The organism is Escherichia sp. MAL-1, assembly GCF_052948035.1.
This window is the reverse complement of the sequence record NZ_CM129609.1, coordinates 2,796,572-2,810,726: the sequence shown is the minus strand read 5'-3', so window position 1 is coordinate 2,810,726 and position 14,155 is coordinate 2,796,572. Positions and strand designations below refer to the sequence as shown.

The 14,155-nt window shown below is 49.8% G+C and carries 17 protein-coding genes; 15 read left to right on the top strand and 2 right to left on the bottom strand.

Going from position 1 to position 14,155, the window contains the following annotated elements:
* The 13 genes from ACU8XX_RS13970 to ACU8XX_RS13910 all read left to right on the top strand — a co-directional run bounded on the left by ACU8XX_RS13970 (window position 1) and on the right by ACU8XX_RS13910 (window position 11,093).
* The gene (locus ACU8XX_RS13970) at window positions 1-198 is read left to right on the top strand and encodes a DUF2635 domain-containing protein (RefSeq protein ID WP_000497745.1); all 198 of its coding nucleotides are present in this window, start codon (window positions 1-3) and stop codon (window positions 196-198) included.
* On the top strand, window positions 195-1,697 hold the full coding sequence (locus ACU8XX_RS13965) for a phage tail sheath subtilisin-like domain-containing protein (RefSeq protein WP_001568795.1): 1,503 nt from the start codon (window positions 195-197) through the stop codon (window positions 1,695-1,697). The genes ACU8XX_RS13970 and ACU8XX_RS13965 overlap by 4 nt, the downstream gene beginning before the upstream one ends.
* 3 nt (window positions 1,698-1,700) lie before the next feature.
* The gene (locus tag ACU8XX_RS13960) at window positions 1,701-2,072 is read left to right on the top strand and encodes a phage tail tube protein (protein WP_000896638.1); all 372 of its coding nucleotides are present in this window, start codon (window positions 1,701-1,703) and stop codon (window positions 2,070-2,072) included.
* A gap of 1 nt (window position 2,073) precedes the next feature.
* Complete coding sequence (locus ACU8XX_RS13955; RefSeq protein WP_000807719.1) at window positions 2,074-2,352, top strand: phage tail assembly protein; 279 nt, start codon at window positions 2,074-2,076, stop codon at window positions 2,350-2,352.
* A gap of 141 nt (window positions 2,353-2,493) precedes the next feature.
* Window positions 2,494-4,353: a hypothetical protein gene (locus ACU8XX_RS13950; RefSeq protein WP_001472858.1), complete on the top strand. Its 1,860-nt coding sequence runs from the start codon at window positions 2,494-2,496 to the stop codon at window positions 4,351-4,353.
* A gap of 343 nt (window positions 4,354-4,696) precedes the next feature.
* Window positions 4,697-6,100 carry a DNA circularization protein gene (locus ACU8XX_RS13945; RefSeq protein ID WP_001139208.1) on the top strand — a complete coding sequence of 468 codons (1,404 nt, stop codon included), beginning with the start codon at window positions 4,697-4,699 and terminating at the stop codon, window positions 6,098-6,100.
* Window positions 6,097-7,182 (top strand): phage baseplate assembly protein, encoded by a 1,086-nt coding sequence (locus ACU8XX_RS13940; RefSeq protein WP_001548480.1) that lies wholly within the window; start codon window positions 6,097-6,099, stop codon window positions 7,180-7,182. Before ACU8XX_RS13945 ends, ACU8XX_RS13940 begins: the two co-directional genes overlap by 4 nt.
* Window positions 7,179-7,763 (top strand): phage baseplate assembly protein domain-containing protein, encoded by a 585-nt coding sequence (locus ACU8XX_RS13935; protein WP_023568807.1) that lies wholly within the window; start codon window positions 7,179-7,181, stop codon window positions 7,761-7,763. The genes ACU8XX_RS13940 and ACU8XX_RS13935 overlap by 4 nt, the downstream gene beginning before the upstream one ends.
* Window positions 7,760-8,197: a phage GP46 family protein gene (locus ACU8XX_RS13930; RefSeq protein WP_001279799.1), complete on the top strand. Its 438-nt coding sequence runs from the start codon at window positions 7,760-7,762 to the stop codon at window positions 8,195-8,197. The genes ACU8XX_RS13935 and ACU8XX_RS13930 overlap by 4 nt, the downstream gene beginning before the upstream one ends.
* Before the next feature lies 1 nt (window position 8,198).
* Window positions 8,199-9,341 carry a baseplate J/gp47 family protein gene (locus tag ACU8XX_RS13925; protein ID WP_063417632.1) on the top strand — a complete coding sequence of 381 codons (1,143 nt, stop codon included), beginning with the start codon at window positions 8,199-8,201 and terminating at the stop codon, window positions 9,339-9,341.
* Window positions 9,338-9,931, top strand: coding sequence for a YmfQ family protein (locus ACU8XX_RS13920; RefSeq protein WP_000051911.1), 594 nt, complete (start codon window positions 9,338-9,340; stop codon window positions 9,929-9,931). Before ACU8XX_RS13925 ends, ACU8XX_RS13920 begins: the two co-directional genes overlap by 4 nt.
* A 51-nt stretch (window positions 9,932-9,982) precedes the next feature.
* Complete coding sequence (locus tag ACU8XX_RS13915; protein WP_446908303.1) at window positions 9,983-10,660, top strand: gp53-like domain-containing protein; 678 nt, start codon at window positions 9,983-9,985, stop codon at window positions 10,658-10,660.
* A gap of 1 nt (window position 10,661) precedes the next feature.
* Window positions 10,662-11,093, top strand: coding sequence for a tail fiber assembly protein (locus tag ACU8XX_RS13910; RefSeq protein WP_072004457.1), 432 nt, complete (start codon window positions 10,662-10,664; stop codon window positions 11,091-11,093).
* On the opposite strand, the gene ACU8XX_RS13905 is transcribed toward ACU8XX_RS13910, so the two are convergent.
* The gene (locus ACU8XX_RS13905; RefSeq protein ID WP_032169928.1) at window positions 11,065-11,415 is read right to left on the bottom strand and encodes a tail fiber assembly protein; all 351 of its coding nucleotides are present in this window, start codon (window positions 11,413-11,415) and stop codon (window positions 11,065-11,067) included. The two genes, ACU8XX_RS13910 and ACU8XX_RS13905, sit on opposite strands and share 29 nt — an antisense overlap.
* A 351-nt stretch (window positions 11,416-11,766) precedes the next feature.
* Here ACU8XX_RS13905 and ACU8XX_RS13900 point away from each other — a divergent pair, with 351 nt between their 5' ends.
* Window positions 11,767-12,315: a recombinase family protein gene (locus ACU8XX_RS13900; protein WP_000639140.1), complete on the top strand. Its 549-nt coding sequence runs from the start codon at window positions 11,767-11,769 to the stop codon at window positions 12,313-12,315.
* A 118-nt stretch (window positions 12,316-12,433) separates the two neighbouring features.
* On the opposite strand, the gene ACU8XX_RS13895 is transcribed toward ACU8XX_RS13900, so the two are convergent.
* Window positions 12,434-12,730 (bottom strand): YciI family protein, encoded by a 297-nt coding sequence (locus ACU8XX_RS13895; protein WP_032169930.1) that lies wholly within the window; start codon window positions 12,728-12,730, stop codon window positions 12,434-12,436.
* 351 nt (window positions 12,731-13,081) lie between these two features.
* On the opposite strand from ACU8XX_RS13895, the gene ACU8XX_RS13890 reads away from it, so the two are divergent.
* A complete protein-coding gene (locus ACU8XX_RS13890; RefSeq protein ID WP_000072663.1) occupies window positions 13,082-13,747 on the top strand; it encodes a hypothetical protein in 666 nt (221 codons plus the stop codon).
* The last annotated feature ends 408 nt before the right edge of the window (window positions 13,748-14,155 follow it).

Below are 14,155 nucleotides of genomic sequence, written 5' to 3'. Positions count from 1 at the left end.
ATGTTTGTTAAGCCGAACAACGGGCTCAGCGTTCGCTGCCCCGTCAAGGGCATCCCATTGCCTAAAGAGGGTGCTGAAGTACCTGACAATATTTTCTGGCGTCGCCGTCTGAGCGATGGGGACGTGATCCTCTCTAAAAAGGATGAGGGCGCGCCAGAGAAACAATCATTACCTAAAAAAGCGGGAGAAAATGAATGACCGTACCTTTCGCTCGTGTTCCCGATAACCTGCGGGTAGGGCTTTTCTTCGTTGAGTTTGATAACTCAATGGCGAATAACGCCACTGCCACGCAGCGCACCCTGCTTATCGGTGGGATGCTCAGTACCGGCTCAACCCTCCCTGGTATTCCGCAGCGAGTTTCCTCTTCGGATACCGTCGGTGAGCTGACAGGAAAAGGGGGAATTCTGCAGGCCATGATGGCGGCGTATCAGAAAAATGATACCGCAGCCGAAGTCTGGATCCTGCCGCTGGAGGAAGACTCCGATTCCATGGTGGCTGCAACCGGCACCATTAAAGTGAGCAGCGCACCGACGGCAACCGGAGTGATCTCCCTTTATATTGCTGGTGAGCGCATTCAGTTGACCGTTGTAGCAACAGATACGGTGGCAGCGATCGCCACCTCTCTGGCCGCGGCGATTAACGCAAAAACCACGCTACCTGTAACCGCCAGTGCGACTACGGATACCGTAACCCTGACCGCGAAGAATCTTGGTGCTACGGGTAATGGGATCGACATTCGCCTGAACTTCCTCGGCTTACCTGGAGGCGAGTCCACACCTGCAGGCCTGGAACTGACGATTACTGCTATGTCTAACGGAGTCGGGGCTCCGGATATTACCGGCGCGCTGGCAAACCTGCAGGATCGGACATTCGATTTCATCATCAACCCTTACGACGATACAACCTCGTTGAATGTGATGAAGGAGTTCCTGTCAGACACTGGCGGTCGCTGGGCATGGGACAAGCAGCTTTATGGCCATTCCTTTGGTACCACCACCGGGACTTACGCCCAGCTCGGTACCAAAGGTGAGCTGCGCAATAACCAGCATGAGACCCTGCTGGGCGTAAATAAATCGCCGTCCCCTTCCTGGGCATGGTCTGCAGCTTACACCGGCGCAGCTGCGGTGAGTCTGCGTAATGACCCCGGCCGCCCGCTACAGTCGCTCGCTGTTCAGGGGGTGCTTGCGCCAGAACTGCAGGATCGCTTTGAGCTGACCGAGCGTAACAATCTGCTGTACAGCGGCATTTCGACATTTACGGTCGATGACGATGGCACGGTGCGCATTGAAAACCTGATCACCACCTACCAGAAAAACAGCTATGGCGATGCAGATGACAGTTATCTGGAAGTGGAGACGCTGTTCAGCCTGATGTTTGTGACCCGCTACCTGCGCACAGCGGTGACCAGCAAGTTTGGCCGTATGAAGCTTGCTGCGGATGGAACCCGATTTGCACCTGGCGCGGCGATCGTCACGCCAAACATTATCAAGGCCGATCAGATTGCCGAGTACCAGACTCTGGTATGGAACGGTTATGCGCAGGATGCGGAGGCATTCGCAAAAAATATCATCGTCGAGCAGAACGCCAAAAATCCGAACCGCGTCGATGTGCTGTGGCCGGGAACCCTCATGAACCAGTTGCGCATTTTCGCGCTGCTCAATCAGTTCCGCACTCGGGCTGAATCAACAGGAGCTTAAACGATGGCAGGTGATACTACTAACCGCCTGGCGGGAACCGCCTATGTCACTGTTAACGGTGTGACGGTAATGGTGGAGGGCTCGTTTAAATACCAGGCTGCCACCGTAAACCGTACCACCCTGACAGGGATGGATGGTGTGCACGGATATAAGGAAAAACCTGTGGCGCCATACATTTCTGCCCGACTGCGTGACAGTGGCGGAACGAATGTGCAGGGCTTTAACCAGCAGACGAACGTCAACGTGATCGCCGAGCTGGCTAACGGGAAAACTATCATTGGCCGTTCACTCTGGACGGTCAACGTCCAGGAAGTGGAAAGCGAAGATGCAGTATTTGATGTTCGCTGGGAAGGCCGCGACGTAACGGAGAACTAAGATGGCTGAGATTGAACGCGTTAAAACCATTCCATTAACCGTAGCGCTGGATGATGCTGCGGAGAAGACCACTTATACGCAGCTGGAGCTGAAAGCACCCACGCTAAGCCAGGCTGAGCAGTTTTACGAGAAACAGGCTGCGTCAACGTCGCTCGCGGCGATGCGCCTGCTTATTGCGCTGGTTTCCGGTACGCGTGAAAGCGTACTGCAGCCGATGGATTTTCTCGACTTCCGTAAGTGTGAGGAGTATCTGCTCAGTTTTTTGACCTGGAAGCCCTGACAACCTGGCAGGAAATGGCCGCTGACGTCACCTTCTATTTCCGCTGGTCTGAGGACAGGGCGTGGGGAATGACCCGCGCCCGGCTGAAATGGTGGGTGGCGCAGGCATCCCGGATAAACAAGCTTAGGAAACCTGAAGACGATGAGTAATTCTTTTGATTTTGAGCTGGTGGCCAGCGACCAGGTTAGCGAGGCTATAGACCGCATTAATGAGGCTGTCCGTGACCTGGAGCCGAAGCTAGATAAAACTAAAGAAGGGCTCAAGTTAGGCGGTCAGGAAACAGCCGACGGACTGAGCGGTTTTATTTCTCGCCTCGAGAATATGTCGAAGAGCGCGCGGGATAACGTGCAGTTTATTGGCGACATGGTTCCCCCACTGAAAATGGTGGGGGAGCTCACGGGGAAGATGGGGGCGCTGGGGTTAGCCGGTGCTGCCGGCTACGGACTGAAACAGGTCGCTTATGGATTTCGGGAGGCATCCCGTCAGGCCTATAATCTTGATGTTTCGGCAAAAAATGCGGGAATGCGCGTTGACGATTTTACCCGACTTTCCGGGGCAATGCGTATTCTTGGGGCAGACAGCGAGAGCGCTAATGCATCAATAGAAGGTATTTTCAAAGCATTCAATGAGGCTGCCAGTGGTAAAAACGAGGGGGTTATGGCAGCGATGGCGCAAATTGGTGCTCAAATCCAAAAAAACAGCGATGGTTCAGTAAATACCCTTAAAACACTGGAGTCTATCGCAAAAATTTTTCCAACCTTGCGACCTGAACAGCAGAAGTCCGCCGCTGATGCACTTGGGCTGACGCCCGAATTGCTGGCGCTAATGCGTGACGGTGAGCGCATGAAAAAGCTGCTGGCGAAATCGGATGAATTTGGTCTGACTGTGGATCCGGCACTAAATCAGCAATTGAGTGAAGTGAACGGCACTATGAATGAGCTCAGCGCATCCTGGGATGGTCTGTGGCAACGTTCAAAAAACAAGGCACTTAAGACCATTCTTTCGGATGGTTCAGTCAAAGACGGCCTTGAAGGTGTTACCGATCTGTTCACTAATGGTGATTTTACTGGGCTGTCTCATGCTCTCGGTTTTATCAACAGCAATGATGCTGAGAAACTACGGCGCATTCAGAACGATAAGGAACTTTATAACAGCTTACCCCGCAGTGAACGTGGGCAGGTTGACGCGGGTTTCATGACTGATGCTGTAAGAAAGCGGTACGATGCGAATTACCGCGCGACCGATTCTGCGATTCAATTGCAGAATGACTTATCCGCTATCAGCCAGCCACAATCCAACGTTGCACGCGGCAATGTTCCTTACGGGGAAACAAGGAATAACGCAATTGGCTTCAGAAATAATAATCCCGGTAATTTGAGGGTTGCAGCAAACGCAACGGGTAAAAATGGCGGATTTTCTACCTTTGCGAATGATGCCGACGGAAGAACTGCAATGGCGAGACAGCTGATGTTGTATGGTGACAGGGGGAATAATACTCTGGATGGGATTATTCATACCTATGCTCCGCAATCAGAGAATAATACTCGTGCATATATTGACTCCGTCTCAAAAGCCACTGGATATGGAGCCAAAGAGCAAGTAAATCTGCACGATCCGGAAACATTAAAAACGATAATGGCAGCCATGATTAAACATGAGAATGGCGCACAACCTTATACTGAGGAACAACTGCTAAACGCCATCCAGACCGCCATTACTGATGATCGGTGGTCAGGGAAGAGAAATCCGGATGTGCTGGCCCAGCAGCGGTATGACATTATCTCTGGATCACGCGGCGTGGATCAAGAACCCACGATACTCAGAACACAACAAGGGAAAAGTGATGAAGTTGCCCTTAGTGAAAATCTGGCGCGGTCGTTTAAGGAGGCCATGTCCGATCAGTCTCTCAAGCTTGAAATCACGATGGTCAATGATAAGGGGGAGCGTAAAACCTATAATGCGGAAAATAATGGCAGAATAACAACGGCCATGAATTACTGATCACTGTCGTCATTTCGTTAAGGAAGAAGTTATGAATGAAAAAGTTTTTGGAGCAAAAGCCATTTAGACTCCAAAGGTTTTTGCGCTTGTTTACCTGGTAATTGGCATTTACCTCGTTTTTTCTGTTGTCTCAATGAATTTCACGGCGATTACGATATCGGTGGTAAGTGCATTGCTTTTACGTGTGCTTTATGAGTTCCTAATGAACTCATTCAAGGCGACTGAGCATCTTTACAGGATCGCCGAATCTCTTGACCGTAATGGATCCAGCGATAAATAGATAAGTCATTTCAGTGCATATGTAAACCGCCGACATGGCGGTTTTTTTATTTCCGGAGGCGTGATGCCGTCAATTATCCAGGACGCAATAACTTCTCTTTTGGGGGGAGATACCAGCGATGACTGGCAGGGGCAGTTACGGCCCAGCTCATTCAGAGGTGTGCCATTTGCAATTGTTGCTGAGGAAGGGAGCCACGGCCGACGCCAGGCGGTACATGAATATCCCTACCGTGATACAGCCTGGATAGAGGATATCGGGCGGGCAACACGGCGATTTGTTATTCGCGGTTTCTTGATCCAGAACAGCCAGGTTTACGGCGGCGGCGATGCTATCACGCAGCGCCAGTCACTGATTGAAGCCTGTGAACAAAAAGGTAGCGGTACGCTTGTCCATCCGACACTGGGCGAATTAACGGTTTCCATCCCTGAGAATGGTTTGCGTATTTCCGGTTCGATGGAGAACGGGCGAGTATTTGAATTTACCCTGATGGCAATTGAATCAGGGCTTAAAGTGTTTGCTGTCACGGGCAGTACCGTTGCAGGCGCCACGGTGAAAACCAACTATCTGAAACTGGTCAGCACTGCTGTGCTGAGCACGATTGCCAGGGTTAAGAGTGAAATCCGCGGTGTCACACAGGCTATAAACACCATCAGAGGCACGGTCACGTTCTGGACTAACATGGTTGACAGCACCATCAGTCAGGTCACGAATCTCAGCAATGTCCTGAACTCCACGTTCGGGAATACCCGGTACGGACGTTACAGTAAAGGCTCTGTGGGCGGTAGTTCCTCTGCTGTTGCTGGCAAATCGTCAGTTGCTGATGTGGATGATGAGAGAGCACTGGCTGACAAGGTAACAGCCCAGTCGGTAATGGACCGGAAAAATGTTACCGACAGGTCGAGCCAGCTTAGCAGCTCCAACACACCTGATGAGTTTGTCCAGGGCGTCGCCGACGTGGTAAACGCAATTCTTAACAGCGCCGGCAGCGTTAATGACCGAATCACAGCGCTGGAAAAACTGGCTAATTCAATCAGCACGGAGTACCAGCAGTCCGACAGCAGCAAAGCGATTTCGGCGACCATGAACACGCTGATTGTTGTGCTATGTACTGGTGCCATGACCAGTGCCGCTGCGGACTCCAGACCAGCCAGTACAGACGAGGCAGAAGAGTTAACTCAACGAGTGTCTGTGCAACTTGATACGGCGCTGGTTCTGGCTGGAGACCGCGCGGACGATGATATGTATAACGCGCTTCTCGCCGTCAGATCGGCATTCCTTTCTACGATGAGTGAGCGTGCTTCTGGTCTGAGCGAGCTTCTGCAGGTTACTACCGCTCAGCCGCTTCCGGCGCTGACGCTGGCAAACCGATTATACCAGGATGCCACCCGTGCAGATGAACTGGTACAGGAAGCGCGCGTACCGCATCCGGCGTTTATGCCGACAACCATGAAGGTACTGAGGCAATGAATGCAGACAGCGATCTGGATGTTGTTTCTTTGACGGTCGACGGCAAAATCATCGAGGGGTGGGATTCTGTCCGGGTAACGCGGGGTATTGAGCGTTTTCCCTCTGATTTCGATCTTGGGCTAATGGATTACTTCCCTGGCAACGAAGATCGTCAACTCGTTGAAGAGGGAATGTCTTGTGAAGTTCGTATCGGAGATGATCTGACACTGACGGGATATGTTGATGACTGGGAACCCGCACTATCGCGCTCCCGCCATGAGGTCCGCGCCACGGGCAGGAGCAAATGTCAGGACCTGGTGGATTGCTCAGCCGAGTGGCCTAACAACGTCATCAATGCCAGTAATGCGCTTGAAATTGCTTCTCGCCTGGCATCCTACTACGGCATCACCGTAACCACGGATGTTGATGAACTTGTGAAGGTACCCCAGTTCACTCTGAACTGGGGTGAGTCTCCGCAAGAAGTCATCGATCGGGTGGCCAGATGGTCTGCTCTGCTTTACTACGATCAGCCCGATGGAAACCTGTTACTGACCCGGGTGGGAACACGTCGTGCGGCAAGTGGGATAGCCGAAGGGGTAAATGTCGAGCAGGCATACTACCGCAAATCGATGGCTGACAGGTTTTCAGATTATGTCGGTGTATCAATGAGCGTTTCTCCAATTGCAGGGTATTCGCCTGATACGGCCTATGACGCTGTGACTCTGGCAACGGCGAGAGATCCGGAGGCCGCCCGCATGCGGTACCGAAAACATATATCGATTGTGGAAAGTACCCTGATGGCTACTCAACAGGCACAAAGTGCGATCGACTGGGAAATGAACCGGCGGTACGGACGTTCAAAACAGCTCTCGGTAACCATCGATTCCTGGCGGGATAAAGACGGGAAACTGTGGGAACCAAACACATTGATCCCCGTTGATCTTCCCACCTTACGGTTGCCGAAGACTGAATTGCTACTGGCAGAAGTCACCTATATGCGCGATGACTACGGCACCCATGCACGCATGACGCTGATGCCGCCTGAAGCATTCTCCGTTCAGCCATATGCCTTCTACCAGAACCTGGCGGGATTCAATACATGAAGCAACTATTTAAACATGCAGCGACCAGGATCGCCGGCATGCTGGGGATTGGCCGGATCACGGCTATGAAAGATGGTGGGGTGGTGCAGTCTATCCAGTACCAGACTCCGCTGGAGGTGGCCAGCGCTCCGCGGATGGCAGAATTTGGCTTTTCATCCGGCCTGCCGTCAGGGACTGACGTGGTTCTGGCTTTTATTGGCGGTGATCGTTCCAGCGCGGTGGTAATTGCGTCCAACCATCAGGGGTTCCGTCATACAGGCCTGAAAGCGGGCGAAACGGTCATGTATAACCAGTGGGGCCTTAATATTCTCCTGACGGAGAAGGGGATCTTCCTGGATGCAAAGGGCCAGAATGTTGAGGTCAATAACGCCACTAACGTGACCATCAATGCCAGCCAGGGGATCCTTGCAAATACCCCGATCCTGAGGTGCACGGGTGACATTGTTGATAACTGTGAAACCAATACCCGAACACTGAAAGAGCTGCGGGATGCACATAATGACCATGATCATGTGGTTAAAAATGCCCAGAGTGGCAATGACAATATCCGCAGCCAAAAAACAGAGGATCAGGTGACATGAGTGACATCGCTTCATTCTGGAATGTGGATGAGATGTTTGCTGACTGGCAGAAAGGGCTGGGTGAACTCACCACGGGGAACGATTTACAGACTGCAATACTGGACAGCCTGTTTACCGACAGGCTGGCGCGCGCTGACGATGATTATGAGGATAGCGATCGCCGCGGCTGGTGGGGGGATTCCGGGGAGGAATCCCAACTGGGATCCCGGCTGTGGCTGCTACGGCGGAAAAAACTGACCCCGGATGTAGCAAAAAAAGCGGAGGAATACTCGAGTGAAGCGCTCAACTGGTTAAAGGTTGATGGCGTTGTCAGCGAGGTTATTCCTGTTGCAAGGATCGTCCTGCCTGACCGGCTCAATCTCATTATCCGCTATCAGGCACCGGGGAAGGACTGGCAGGAATTCAGGTTTTACTGGATATGGGAGCAACGTTAATATGCCGTTTAAACGACCGACGCTGAGCGAACTCCGCGACGGAAACCGGAAATTTATGCAGGCGGAGCTTGAGGATGTTGGTGCGCTCCTGCGCTTCGCGAACCTGAAGGTACTGGCTGACATGGATGCGGGGATGGGGCATCTGCATTACGCCTACCTTGACTATATTGCCCTGCAGACAAACCCGTTTACCTCTACCGATGAGTATCTCGCCGGGTGGATGGCCCTTAAGCAGGTATTCAGAAAACCAGCTGCAGCGGCGAAGTCGCCTGCGGTACAGGCTAGTGGCAGTGTTGACAGTATTATCCCTGTTGGCTCGATCATTAACCGCGGGGACGGATACCAGTACCGGACGGATGCAGATCTTAAAATTCAGGCAGATGGATTTGGTATCGTCGCGGTGACGGCCATCCTGCCGGATATTACCAGTGATGTAACGGGTGGAGGCGCGCGCGGTAACGCTGATGCCGGGACCATAATGACCCTGGACGCGAATATTGCTGGCGTGGATCCACAGGTAACGTTACTGTCCGCTGCGACCGGCGGAGCCGATATTGAAACGGAAGAGGATTTTCGCAGTCGTGGCTTGCTGGCATGGCAGAATCCGCCTCAGGGTGGAAGCGACGCCGATTATAAAAAATGGGCGCTTGAGGTTTCGGGCGTCACCCGCGCGTGGGTAAAGCGGCGTCTGAACGGGGCCGGGACCGTTGGCGTGTATATCATGTGTGATCGGAATGACAATGGTGGGTTTCCGGTCGGTACCGACGGAATATCCCAACTTGAGGACTGGGGGGCTGTTAAAGCCACCGGAGACCAGCTCGCTGTCGCCGACCACATCTATCCGCAGCAGACAGACACTGCCATTGTTTTCGTATGTTCCCCGATCAAGAAAGTCATCAATATTGAAATCTCTGGGATCAAAAATGCCGACAGCACCACAGTTCAGGGGATAAAAGACGCGCTGACGGCGCTGTTTTTTGATGAAGCTAACCCTGATGGTTCCGGGAAAGTTTACCTCTCTGATATTAACGGGAGTATCGGCGGTGTTAGCGGCACGACGGGCTATATTCTTAACTCTCCGACGGCCAATATCACCTTTGCTGTTGGCGAAATTCCGGTGCTTGGCGGGGTGAATTTTGTATGAGCCTCTTTTCAAAAAATGATTATGCCGGTGCGCTTGGTGCGCTGCTACCGACGGGCAGGGCGTGGCCCCGGTCGCAAAGAACGGTACAGGCTGCGGTATTACGGGCACTGGGCAGCGCGTTTCAGCGTTCTGACAACGATGCGCAAAGCCTGATTACTGGTGCTTTTCCCCCTACAGCGACGGTAATGTTGTCAGAATGGGAAAGCTCTCTGGGGTTACCAGATGATTGTGCGATTGGTGAATCCGGTGGCGTCAGCGATCGCCAGCGCGCCGTGGTGGCAAAGTTAATCAGCACCGGCGGCCTGAACCGCGATTATTACATCCGGGTGGCTGCAGCTCTTGGTTATACCATCACTATCACACAGTTCCGGCCCGCTATGAGTGGCATGTCAGTATGCGGTGATGCGCTTAACGGTGACGAGTGGCCATTTACCTGGCGGATAAATGCGCCACAAACAACGATCAAGTATTCGCTTGCTGGCGCGTCCTACTGCGGAGATCCGCTCGCATCGTGGGGCAATAAACAACTGGAGTGTTCAATCAACAAAATTGCCCCATCCCATCTGAACATCATTTTCAATTATTCATAACTGATATTTCCCCCTCTGATTTTATCGCTTAACACTAAGTGAGGATTAACTATGCTCCGAATCGGGCAAGTCGAAGCCACTGCAACGCAGGATGGCAAATATACTGATGGAAGTGTTGCTGGTGGTATTGCCGCAACGAGGCTGCGGGCAGCAGCGTTTAATGCCATGCAGGAAGAGTTAGCGCATATCGTAGAGTCAGCAGGATTGGCGCTCGACATTAACGATATGACTCAGGTTTTAAAAGCCATTCAAAAACTCACACTGAGCCGTGCAAACCCATTTGCCGATATCAAATCAGATGGTGCAGCGGCGATTTCTACGGCTCTCACAAACCTTGGTCTGGGAGAAATTGCCACTGTAGCTGATATTCAGGCTGGTAAAGCCAGTAAGTTGGTGGGTGCGGAGGGGCTAAAAAAATACCTGCCAACGAAAGTAATGCAGGTATCCGGTTTTATTCGAATTCCTGACGTTCCTGGTGGGACCATAATTCAGTGGGGACAAGTTACAGGAACCATAAATGAGGGGACTAAAAACGTGGTATTACCCACGCCATTCCCTAATTCTGGACGTTTTGCAATTGCAATTCCTTTGAATCTTGCAGGGGATACCTCATGTGACATTTTTGCACAATTACAAAGTGCATCCCTTACGGGAATTAATTTCTTCTTTTCCTGGGTGTCCAGTTCAACCCCGGCAAATGGTTTCCAATGGTTCGCAATAGGATATTAAAATGAGAGCGTATTTTATTCCATCGGTACCAACATTCATTTCTGAATCATGGAAAAGTGACGGTACCTATACAAAAGAAAACTGGCCCTCTGATGCTGTGCTCGTTACCGAAGAAGAGACTGCTGAATACTGGATGACCATACCACCTGATGGGAAAAAACTTGGTGCTGTGGATGGGAAACCAGCGTGGGTTGATATTCCGCCCCAGACCCGGGAAGAATTGATTACGACTGCTGAGAATGAACGTCAGCGGCTGTTGGCTCACGCTGATGCGATGATGCTCGACTGGCGTACAGAATTAATGCTGGGAGAAATCAGCGACGCCAACAAAGCAACATTGTCGGCGTGGCTGGCATATAAAAACGATGTGAAATCGGTTGATGTGACAATCGACCCTGAGCATGTTAGCTGGCCTGTTCCCCCGGAAGCGTAGGCCATACGGGTTTTGCTGTATCAACTCGCATCAGCAAGACCCGGTATTTTTTCCATTCAGAAAGCGCGGCGGTTTCCTCATCAGTCGAGATACCGGCATCAACCGCATCCTGTCGCCAGGCTATCTCGGCGTCAGCAATGGCTCGTAATTGCAACTTATTAGCTTCGGCTTTCTCGATCAATTCTGCCTGCGACGGTGGATGATTTAATATTGAATTAACCTCATCTTCCGTAATTTCTTTTTTATTACCAATAAACTTATCTTGTGAACCGTCATCCTCATAGGCATAAATTATATCTGCATCATCGATAAAATACTTCATCTTAGCTCCCTCCAGTTTACACTTGAGATACCAGTGGTAATAACCTGGTAGGTGGAATTATTGGGAATAACGGGGCAATAACCTCCTGCGCCACTTATTGTCACACCATTTATTCGGACATTCACAGACCAGCTTGCTGATGGTCGGACAAAATCAAGCAATAACTGAATTGGTTTTCCTGTTGTGTTTGTGTAAACCACTCCAATACTTCTACTTGATGTCATGTCTTGCCATGTCTGATCAACTCCGAGGCTTACTTTTGCAGCTTCTCCCAATTGAACCTTTTTTATAACCATCAAAAATCTGGTGATGCTTCGCCGTTTCTCCTGTTTTCATAACAGGAGAAATCCCATGATTTACGGTTATGCCCGAGTATCAACAAACCACCAGGACACTGAATTGCAACTAACGGCGCTCAAGTCAGCGGGTTGTGAGAAAATTTTTGAAGAGCATGCCAGCGGGAGGAAATCGAATCGGCCGGTTCTAAAACGGCTGATCGCCACTATGCAGCCGGGGGATGAACTGGTGGTCTGGAAGCTGGACAGGATAGGCCGCAACGTTCTGCATGCGCTGTTGATGTTCCAGCAGTTACAGGAAAAGGGTATCAACTTCCGCAGTATTACCGATGGCGTGGATCTCAAAACAGCCAGCGGCCGCTATAACTTTCGTAACATCCTTTCCGCAGCACAATATGAATCTGATCTTAATAGCGAACGTACCTTAGCAGGGCTGGCCGTAGCCAGGGCAAAAGGGCGAGTTGGTGGTCGCAGGCCTAAGTTCACGGATGAGCAATGGCGGGAAATGGGGGAGCGGATGGCAACCGGTGAATCACGACAAAGCGTATCAAAAACGTATGGAGTAGGGCTCTCAACTCTGTATAAAAAGTTTCCAGCTAGCTGATAACGGGAAAGAAACAGAGAAGGGCACAAATATTGTGTACTTTAATGTGCCCTTTAATTTATTGATTGGTGGTTGAATCGTTCGTAACTTTTTGATTTAAGTGCAAATTTCTAATAAATTAGAACGCTTTCTTAAATGGTTTCACTGAAACGTGTTCATAGACTCCTGCCGCTACGTACGGGTCAGCATCGGCCCAGGCCTGAGCTGCTTCCAGCGATTCAAATTCAGCAATAACGGTTGAGCCAGTAAATCCCGCAGCCCCTGGATCGTTACTGTCTACCGCTGGCATTGGACCAGCTGTCAACAAACGACCTTCATCATGCAGTAACTGTAAACGTGCTAAATGTGCCGGACGAACGGAAAGGCGTTTTTCGAGGCTATCAGCTTTGTCTTGAGCGTAAATAACATACAACACGGGCACAACTCCTTGTTCGGGAAAGTTGTAAAGTACGTTATTTGAAAGGGCGAAGATCTGCAACGGAAAGATGATGTCTTTGTTAAGGCCATGCATAAAGTAAGGGTAATTACGCCAAAAATGACATTTTCACTGATCCTGATCGTCTTGCCTTATTGAATATGATTGCTATTTGCATTTAAAATCGAGACCTGGTTTTTCTACTGAAATGATTATGACTTCAATGACCCTTGAATAAAGTCTATTCGGTTTTCTTTAGATGTTCGCCTCACATAATCTTCAAGTGATGTTCCTTACATCTCCCTAGAGCGTTAAGATAGTTAACTGATTGAGTTTTCAGGGTATGAAAGGATGAGCAACACTACTGATTGGGGAAGCATGATAGCCAACATAGTTATGGCTACTACCGCTGTCTGGGCTGCATTCAAAGCTAATGACTGGTTTAAAACCAAGCGTCTTGAGAGTGCTGAAAACTTCTATAAAGAAGTACACAATCTCCATAAACGTTACTATTCAGCTATCCAATACGTTGAGGATTCAAGAAGAATATTTGATAGTCAGTATGGGTTGCATTCGCCAATATCTGAACCTAAAGACAAGTCATTGCAATGGGAGGTTAAATCGAACTCTTACAAAATCATCGCTGAACTAGATTATCTGGCATCGTCACTACAAATGATGGATGCAATGGGTAACAAACTTAGCCCTAAATCGGCTTCACTGGTTAGTGATATGATGGAAGCACATGGACGATTCTGTAATGATGTGATGAACTTCAATGACTCAGTTTGGAAGGTTATAAGGGCAGGTATAACTGAAGAGAACATCCCACATACGCGAGGCTATGTGAACGGCGATTACATGGCTATCCTTACCAGTATGGATGAACCTGTAAGAATATCTTTTAAGTTAAAAGAAATCAGTTTTAAAGATTTTTACCTACATGAAACTACTATGCAGTCAGTAATAACGAGGCTGAAATCGCTTATCGCCAGAACAGGTAAAAACAGGACATAAACAGGTTAGTACCTATGCAATTTAACGATATTTTTCCAAGTATCTATGCAATCCTACACAGATTCTATACAGTATCGACATAGTTCCTTTTGGGTATAACTTATTGAAATATATAAAGAATATGTAAAGCCTCTTTTCAGGAAACTATGCAGGGTGTTAGTCGTTCCTCTCCAGACACTTTGAAAAGCGTTATTTACAGGAATATATAACGCTATCTATGCAGTTGGTCACCATCAATACTCCCTTAAAGTGACTATCAAACTGCTTAACGATTTCCTACATGAAAGTTAGGAAGCGATGGTCACAGTTACCCTCCTAAATCTTCATAGCTCCCTCTTAAATGATTCGGATGTTCAATGAATCATCCTCTAATTGGTATTGTTACCAATCCATAAACCAGTCTTAAAA